The sequence below is a fragment of the Curtobacterium sp. PhB25 genome (genome assembly GCF_004365375.1).
GTDB lineage: Bacteria > Actinomycetota > Actinomycetes > Actinomycetales > Microbacteriaceae > Curtobacterium.
In genome coordinates this window covers 40924-47480 of record NZ_SODR01000012.1, presented here as the reverse complement: position 1 = coordinate 47480, position 6557 = coordinate 40924, and the positions used below count along the sequence as shown (strand labels likewise).

At 70.5% G+C, this 6557-nt stretch carries 7 protein-coding genes; 5 read left to right on the top strand and 2 right to left on the bottom strand.

All coding sequences use genetic code 11. The features are described from left to right. Window positions 1–167: 167 nt before the first annotated feature. Window positions 168–686 (top strand): GNAT family N-acetyltransferase, encoded by a 519-nt coding sequence (locus tag EDF51_RS18440; RefSeq protein ID WP_134196002.1) that lies wholly within the window; start codon window positions 168–170, stop codon window positions 684–686. After that, window positions 683–1318, top strand: a complete 636-nt coding sequence (locus EDF51_RS18435) for an HAD-IA family hydrolase (RefSeq protein WP_134196000.1) — start codon at window positions 683–685, stop codon at window positions 1316–1318. The genes EDF51_RS18440 and EDF51_RS18435 overlap by 4 nt, the downstream gene beginning before the upstream one ends. Window positions 1319–1324: 6 nt before the next feature. Here the strand turns inward: EDF51_RS18435 and EDF51_RS18430 are convergent, their stop codons facing one another. After that, complete coding sequence (locus EDF51_RS18430; protein WP_134195998.1) at window positions 1325–1903, bottom strand: TetR family transcriptional regulator; 579 nt, start codon at window positions 1901–1903, stop codon at window positions 1325–1327. Window positions 1904–1994: 91 nt separating this feature from the next. Between EDF51_RS18430 and EDF51_RS18425 the strand changes: the two genes are divergently transcribed. The 3 genes from EDF51_RS18425 to EDF51_RS18415 are packed head-to-tail and all read left to right on the top strand — an operon-like array spanning window position 1995 to window position 5197. Beyond that, window positions 1995–2990 (top strand): amidohydrolase family protein, encoded by a 996-nt coding sequence (locus tag EDF51_RS18425; protein ID WP_134195996.1) that lies wholly within the window; start codon window positions 1995–1997, stop codon window positions 2988–2990. A gap of 7 nt (window positions 2991–2997) precedes the next feature. Then, entirely contained in the window at window positions 2998–4737 is a 1740-nt protein-coding gene (locus EDF51_RS18420; RefSeq protein WP_279586160.1) for an AMP-binding protein, read from the top strand. Window positions 4738–4741: 4 nt separating this feature from the next. After that, complete coding sequence (locus EDF51_RS18415) at window positions 4742–5197, top strand: GNAT family N-acetyltransferase (protein WP_134195992.1); 456 nt, start codon at window positions 4742–4744, stop codon at window positions 5195–5197. 77 nt (window positions 5198–5274) lie between these two features. On the opposite strand, the gene EDF51_RS18410 is transcribed toward EDF51_RS18415, so the two are convergent. Next, complete coding sequence (locus tag EDF51_RS18410) at window positions 5275–6483, bottom strand: MFS transporter (protein ID WP_134195990.1); 1209 nt, start codon at window positions 6481–6483, stop codon at window positions 5275–5277. Window positions 6484–6557 lie beyond the last annotated feature (74 nt).

Genomic DNA, 6557 nt, shown 5'->3' with positions numbered 1-6557 from the left:
GTGCGCGCCGAACACACCCTGGTGCAGGGTGGAGAACCAGCAATGTGCGGCTGGTGAGCGCTCCGGGTGTTTCCCGGTCTGTGCAGGTGATTCGGCGCCCTGCCCCAAGTCGATTGGAATCCGTTCGGACGAGTTTCGCCGACGACTGTCTGTCCTACGCTCGGTCCATGCAGGGGATAACGATCCGAACGACGACCGAGGCTGACTGGGAAGCCGTCCGAGCGCTCCGCCTGGAGATGATCCAGGACACCCCGATGGCTTACGCGGAGCACCTGGCGGACGCCGAGCAGCTCGACGAGACCGAATGGCGTGCGCGGGGTCGCCGCGGTCAGGACGTCGGGGGAACCTCGCTCGTGGCGATCGACGCCGACGGCCGCTGGGTCGGTGCGATGGGGGCGTTCATCCCGGACGCCGCCACCGGACCATTGCTGGTCGGCGTGTACGTCGCGCCGTCACACCGCGGCCGTGCGGCCGGCGTGACCGATGCGTTGCTCGACGCCATCGAGTCGTGGGCTTCCGGCCACGGCGCCACGCTCCGACTCCACGTGCACGAGCGCAACCTCCGGGCGCAGGCCTTCTACGCGCGACGTGGGTACGAGCGGACCGGGGCGACCGAGCCGTACGTCCTCGCGCCCGACGAGCGGGAGCTCGAGATGATCCGTCGACTCGACGGGATCTCCGCATGACCGGCGGTGGGGTGCGGTGGCTGCTGCTCGACGTCGGTGGCGTGCTGGAGATGGTCGACGACGCGGCATGGCCCGGGCAGTTCCGCACGCGGTGGGCGGCTGCGTTCGGTCTGACGGACGAGGAGTTCTCCGCGCGGTTGTCGGACGCCGACCTGCCCGATGCCGCGCGACGGACCGGGGTCGACGACGAGTACTGGGGAAAGATCGGCGCCGCACTCGGCGCCTCGGCCGAGGTGCTCGCGTCGATGCGAGCCGACTTCTGGGACGCGTACTGCGGTTCCTTGAACGAGCCGCTCTTCGACTTCGTCGCTGGTCTGCGCGGGACGGTCGGGCTCGCGATCCTGTCCAATTCCGGTGACGGCGCCCGTCAGGAAGAGGAGCGACGGTTCGGGTTCGCGGCCGTGTTCGACCCGATCTGCTACAGCCACGAGATCGGGGTCACGAAACCGGAGCCAGAGGCCTTCCGGATCACGCTCGATCGGCTCGCTGCCGCGCCCGCGGATGTCCTCTTCGTCGACGACGTACCGGAGAACATCGAGGCGGCGCGGGCGATGGGGATCCGGGTGCACCTGCACGTCGAGACCACGGACACGGTCGCTGCGATCCGTGCGGCCGTGGGCGGAGGAGCGTGAGTGCCGCTACTGCGGAGCGCCGGATTCGGCGGGGTGCGACCCGGTGGTGAGCGACTCCACCCAGCCCCGCGCCGCGCTGAGCAGGTCGTCACGTGACGCGCCCTCGAACGCGCTGAGGCGCAGGAAGTGCTGCGTGATCGTGATGCCGAGGATCCCGCTCACGGTCATCAACGCCCGCAGCCGGGCGTCGTCGCCGTCGAGAGAGCGCGCCAGGTTCTCGACCCGCTCGTCGAGGTAGCCACGCATGGTGTCCGCCGCCTCGGGCACCGTCAGCATCGACCGGACGAGCGCGGCCGTCTCGGCGGGGAGCGCGTGGAACCGGATCCCCAGGACGTCGAGCAGGTGGTCGGCCGCCGCGCGCTCGCTCCCACCGTCCGACGTGGCCGGCAGCTGCACGGCGGTCGCGAACAGCGCTGCCTTCGACCCGAAGTGCTGCATCACGAGCGACGGATCGATGCCCGCTGCTGCGGCGATGCTCCGGATCGTCGTGCCCTCGTACCCGTTCACACCGAACTGCTGCCGAGCGGCTGCGCGGATGCGCTCGGCGGTCTGTGCGCGTTTCGCGTCGCGTGAGGTCTCGGCCATGCGTCTGACTCTACGGCGTTGAGCGAGGTGTACGGTTCACTCAACGCCGATGAGCGAATGCACCGGTGCGAGACCTGACGGAGGAACCCCGATGACCCTGATCGCGATCGAAGAGCACTGGAACCACCCCGCCCTGACGGACGCCGTCAACGCCCTGCCCGAGGACCGCCGCGACCCGAGCACGGCGCTGGACGAACTCGGCGACAACGGCGCGCTGCTCCGTGACCTCGGTGACGCCCGGCTCGCAGCGATGGATGAGCAGGGGATCGACGTCCAGGTGCTGTCCCTCGCGCCGCCCGGAGCGCAGCCGCTCGATGCCGCGGACGCGATCCCGCTGAGTCAGCAGGCGAACGACATCGCGATCGCCGCGGTCGCGGACCACCCGGACCGGTTCCGCGCGTTCGCGACCCTGCCGATGGCCGACCCGGACGCTGCCGTCGCCGAACTGGAGCGCACTGCCGGCCTCGGTTGCGTGGGGGCGATGGTCTACGGGCGGACGGGCGAGGTGCCGCTCGACGACCGCCGGTACGACGGCCTCTTCGCCGTCGCGGCGTCGCTCGGGCAGCCGGTCTTCATCCACCCGCAGATCCCGTCGAAGCGCCTGCGCGAGGCGGCGTACGAGGGGTTCGACCCGATGGTCGAGCTCGGATTGGCGACCTTCGGGTGGGGGTGGCACCTCGAGGCGGCACGTGCGGCACTGCGCCTGATCGTCGGCGGCACCTTCGACCGGCACCCGGACCTGCAGGTCGTGCTCGGCCACTGGGGCGAGCTGCTGCTGTTCTGGCTCGACCGTGCGGACAGCCTGTCGCGGGTCGCCGGACTCGAGCGGACGGTGTCCGACACCGTCCGCTCGAACCTCCACATCACCAGCTCGGGCATGCTCAGCCCCACGCTGCTCCGGCACGCGCTCGACGTCACGACGCCTGATCGGCTGCTGTTCTCCACCGACCACCCGTTCCAGCGACCCTCCGCCGCCGAGATCGACACGTTCCTGCAGGAGTTCCCCTCGGACGCGGCCCGCGACGCGTTCACGTCGGGGAACGCACGTCGGCTGTTCGGGATCGGCGACCAGACGGATGCGGCATGATCGGTCCGTGCCCAACCCGAACGTGACCGCCGCGTACCGCGCTGCCCGTGACCAGTTGCTCTCCGCAGAGTCCGCCGATGCCGCCCGCGCCGCCTTCCGGTGGCCGGACCTCGGCGACACCTTCAACTGGGCGGACGACTGGTTCGACGTCATCGCGGCCGGCAACGACCGCATCGCGCTCTGGATCGTCGACGCGGCTGGCTCGGAACAGCGGCTCAGCTACGCGGAGATGGCCGCCCGGTCCGACCGTTTGGCCGTGCGCCTGCACGAGCACGGCGTCCGGAAGGGCGACCACGTGCTGGTCATGCTCGGCAACCAGCTCGAGCTGTGGGAGACGATGCTCGCGGTGATCAAGCTCGGAGCGGTGATCCTGCCGACGTCGACGATGCTCGACACCGCCGACCTGCAGGACCGCGTCGACCGCGGAGGCGTGGCGCACGTCGTCACGAACCGCAGCGAGACCGCGAAGTACGACCACGTCCGCGGGGACTTCTCGCGTGTGGTCATCGGCGGCACGGCGGACGGCTGGACGAACTACCCGTCGGACCTCGGAGAACCAGCGCCCGCGGGGGAGTCGCGACCGATCGTGGTCACCAAGACCTCCGATCCCTGCCTCGTCTACTTCACGTCGGGCACGACCTCGAAGCCGAAGATGGTCGTGCACACCCAGACGTCCTACCCCGTCGGACACCTCAGCACGATGCACTGGCTCGGTCTGCGGCCCGGAGACGTGCACCTGGCGATCAGCTCACCCGGCTGGGGCAAGCACGCCTGGAGCTGCTTCTTCGCGCCGTGGATCGCCGAGGCGACCGTCTTCGTCCACGACACCCCGCGGTTCGATCCGGCCGCGCTCCTCGCCCAGCTGGAGTCCGCCGAGGTGAGCACGTTCTGCGCACCGCCCACCGCCTGGCGGATGATGCTCCAGTCCGATCTCGGTGCGCGCCCTCGGGCACTGCGCGAGGTCGTGTCGGCCGGAGAACCGCTGAACCCCGAGGTCATCGACCGGGTCGAACGCGCGTGGGGTCTGACCATCCGCGACGGCTACGGGCAGACCGAGACCACCGCGATCATCGGCAACGCGCCCGGCAGCACCGTCAACCCGGGGGCGATGGGCCGCGCGTTGCCCGGTGTCACCGTGACGCTGCTGGACCCCGTCACCGGGCAGCCCGGCGACGAGGGCGAGGTCTGCCTGGACCTCGACGAGCGGCCGGTCAACCTGATGGCCGAGTACCTCGGCGACCCCGACCGGACCGCGGCATCGATGCGCGACGGCTTCTTCCACACCGGCGACATCGCGGTCCGGGACGCCGACGGCGAGCTGACCTTCATCGGCCGGACCGACGACGTGTTCAAGTCGTCCGACTACAAGGTGTCACCGTTCGAGGTCGAGAGTGCCCTGCTGCAGCACCCCGCCGTCGCCGAGAGCGCCGTCGTGCCCGCCCCGGATGACGCCCGGCTCAACGTCGTGAAGGCGTACGTCACCCTCGCCGCCGGGTTCGAGGCGACGGCGGACACCGCCGAACAGGTGCTCGCCTACGCGCGTACAGCGCTGCCGGCGTACGCACGCGTGCGTCGGGTCGAGTTCGCGGAGCTGCCGAAGACCATCTCGGGCAAGATCCGACGCGTGGAGCTGCGGGAGCGCGAAGAGCGTGCGGCCGCGAGCGGGGTGCCCGTCGACGGCGAGTGGCGCGACGAGCAGTTCCCGGGACTGCGCGCGTCTCGTCCGCTTCCGCCCGCCGTCGGCTGATCGCATGGTGGTCGTCCTGCGCCCGTGGTCGGTCGACGACGCACCCGCGCTGCTCCTCGCCCGGCGGACGACGCCGGACCTCGACTCGCAGTTCCCCGACGCCGAACTGCGCGACGAAGCGCAGACGCGCGAGCACATCAGCCGGTTCCTCGGGTTCGACGATCGCGCGAAGAACTGGGCGGTCGTGGACGACGGTGTCGCGGTCGGGAACGTCGGGCTCACCGCGATCGAGTTCCGGCACGGGACCGCCTGGGCGTCGTACTGGCTGGCGCGTGGTGGACGCGGACGCGGACTCGCCACGACGGCGCTGGCGAGTGTCTCGTCCTGGGCGTTCGGTGTCGGGCTGTTCCGCCTGGAGCTCGGGCACCGGGTGAACAACCCCGCGTCGTGCCGGGTCGCCACCGCTGCCGGGTTCGCCGCGGAGGGCATCGAGCGACAGAGGCTGCGGTACGGCGTCTAACGCTTCGACGTGGAGACCCACGCTCGGCTCGCGACCGACCCGGCCCCGGTTCTGCCGGCGTTGCTCCAGGTCTCTGACTAGAGCCGCGCGGGGAACGCCGACCGCCGGCCGACCAGCGTGAGCAGCGCCGCGATCGCCCCGAACACGATCATCACCACGGCCAGGACCAGCCCGTCGAACACGGTCAACAGCGCGGCTCCGAAGATTCCGGCGACGAAGATCGCGATGTTGAACGCGACGGGCAGGAAGGCGCTGGCGACGTCGGCGTTCTCCCCACCTGCCGTGGTGAGCGCCGCCTGCAGCTGCGTCGAGGCACCTCCGAAGCTGACACCCCACAGGACGGCGGCGACGAGGACGGCGACCGGCGACGAGTGGCCGACGAGCAGGACGACCCCGGTGACGACGAACAGTCCGACGCTCAGGTGCAGCAGGGGCCGGGGATGCCGGTCGAGGAGCGCGCCCGTGATCACGACGCCGAGGATCGCCGCGATGCCGTAGACGAGGAGGACGAGCCCGGCGCTGAGGTCGGTGCCGGTCACCCGCAGGTACGGGGAGATGTAGGTGTAGATCGTGTTGTGCGCGACCATCCAAGCGGCGATGACGGCGAGGATGATCGCGATCCCACGGATGCGGAACACCTTGACCACGGAGAGCTTCGCAATGCCGGTCTGGCCGGGTGCGTCCGGCACGAACACGGCGATCAACCCGAGGATGACGACCCCGACGAGGCTGAGGCCGATGAACGACCAGCGCCAGTCCAGGGCGGTGCCGATGAACGACCCGAGCGGCGTGCCCAGCGCGAAGCCGACGGGCGCACCGGTGGAGACGATGGCGAGGGAGACGCCCGCGAACCGGGCGGGACTGATGCGCCGCGCGTAGGTGGCGAACATGCCCCAGATGATCCCGGAAGCGGCGCCGGCGACGAACCGCGTGACGAGCGCGATGGTCACGTTCGGGGCGAACGCGGTGACGGTGTTCGCGATGATCAGCACGGCGATGGCCGTCATGATCAACGGCTTGCGGCGCAGGCCCCGCGTGAGGGCGATCGCCGGCACCGTGGCGATGACCGTGCCGATCGCGTAGGCGCTGACGAACAGTCCGACCGTGCCCTCGGACGTCCCCATGCCGTCCGCGATGACCGGCAGGAGGCCCGCGGGCATGGTCTCCATGGCGACGAGCACAAACCCGATCGCCGCGAGCAGTGCGAGCGGGAACCACGGCAGCCGGTCGTCGGCAACCGGAGTGGTCGACGGAGTCGACGGGGTCGTGGTCACGAGGGGGTCCATGTCCCTGACGGTAGGGCGGCTCGAGCGTCGGGAGGGAGGTTCTGCTCGACCCCGTTTCGGCAGAGCCTCACTCG

What these genes read in the sequence shown, in the direction of transcription:
- EDF51_RS18440 (WP_134196002.1), top strand. Translation starts at nt 168, where the DNA reads ATGCAGGGGATAACGATCCGAACGACGACCGAGGCTGACTGGGAAGCC.
- EDF51_RS18435 (WP_134196000.1), top strand. Translation starts at nt 683, where the DNA reads ATGACCGGCGGTGGGGTGCGGTGGCTGCTGCTCGACGTCGGTGGCGTG.
- EDF51_RS18430 (WP_134195998.1), bottom strand. Translation starts at nt 1,903, where the DNA reads ATGGCCGAGACCTCACGCGACGCGAAACGCGCACAGACCGCCGAGCGC.
- EDF51_RS18425 (WP_134195996.1), top strand. Translation starts at nt 1,995, where the DNA reads ATGACCCTGATCGCGATCGAAGAGCACTGGAACCACCCCGCCCTGACG.
- EDF51_RS18415 (WP_134195992.1), top strand. Translation starts at nt 4,742, where the DNA reads ATGGTGGTCGTCCTGCGCCCGTGGTCGGTCGACGACGCACCCGCGCTG.
- EDF51_RS18410 (WP_134195990.1), bottom strand. Translation starts at nt 6,483, where the DNA reads ATGGACCCCCTCGTGACCACGACCCCGTCGACTCCGTCGACCACTCCG.